This is a genomic window from Aerococcus sp. L_32, from assembly GCF_050689315.1.
On record NZ_JBOEQF010000642.1, the window covers coordinates 1 to 989 of the forward strand.

Annotated in this window: 1 protein-coding gene and 1 pseudogene; one reads left to right on the top strand and one right to left on the bottom strand. The window is 42.0% G+C overall.

The window, feature by feature from the left end; genetic code table 11:
• Positions 1-505 (top strand): family 1 glycosylhydrolase (locus tag ACRCJ0_RS15390; RefSeq protein WP_431391067.1); only part of this gene is annotated, 505 nt, incomplete at its 5' end.
• A gap of 81 nt (positions 506-586) precedes the next feature.
• Here the strand turns inward: ACRCJ0_RS15390 and ACRCJ0_RS15395 are convergent.
• Positions 587-989: pseudogene (locus ACRCJ0_RS15395) on the bottom strand (DNA/RNA non-specific endonuclease); the annotation flags it as partial.

The window sequence follows — 989 nt, forward strand, 5'->3', positions numbered from 1 at the left end:
CTATATGTCAACGATGGTGGATAAAGATGAGCCAATCAAGGCATCTAACAAAGTTCATGGTGGTGTGCCGCATGAAGTGGAAAACCCATACATTGAACGATCTGACTGGGGTTGGGCAATTGACCCAATCGGTTTACGCTATACATTAAATCGTTTCTATGACCGCTACCAAGTACCATTATTTATCGTGGAAAATGGTTTAGGTATGGTAGACGAATTTGATGCAGATGGTCAAATCCATGACCAAGCACGTATTGCTTACTTACGTGACCATATCGAGCAGATGAAACTAGCTGTAAATGAAGACGGTGTTGATTTAATGGGTTATACACCATGGGGTGTCATTGATATCGTATCCTTTACAACAGGAGAAATGAAAAAACGTTATGGTATGATTTATGTCGACCGCGATAATGAAGGTAACGGAACGCTAGAACGTTCTAAAAAAGCTTCATTTGATTGGTTCCGTAAAGCCATTGATTCAGACGGAGAAGACTTAACTTAAGTAAGATGAATTAAAAGGCGAAATGCACTTTTTCAAGCGCATTTCGCCTTTTTTGACGTATATACAAATTGTAAGGATAAATTACTCACCAACCATACCGTCACCGTCGCGATCATCCATATATGGATATAACCAATGATCAGCATAAATAGGCATTGAAAAGCCTGCTGCTTTGGCTTCTTTAATGGTTACCTGACCGTTGCCATTGGCATCAACCGAACCGACATCACCGCCGGAAGCGGGCGCTGTAGTAGCGGGTGCACTTTCGGCTGCACGGGCAGTTTCAGAAACGGTTGAAGATTGGTTTAAGTTTGGTAATGATTCATCTTGTGTTGGGCCTTCAGGACCTACTGATGAGCCGTCTGCATAGTTGATTTCAACGTCTGGTTGGATGTTTGGTACATAGATATTGAATTGGATAGTTGCCCCGTTATCTTCAATAGAGAAACCTTCCATGTAAACACCGGATGCAAGTAGGTTATCC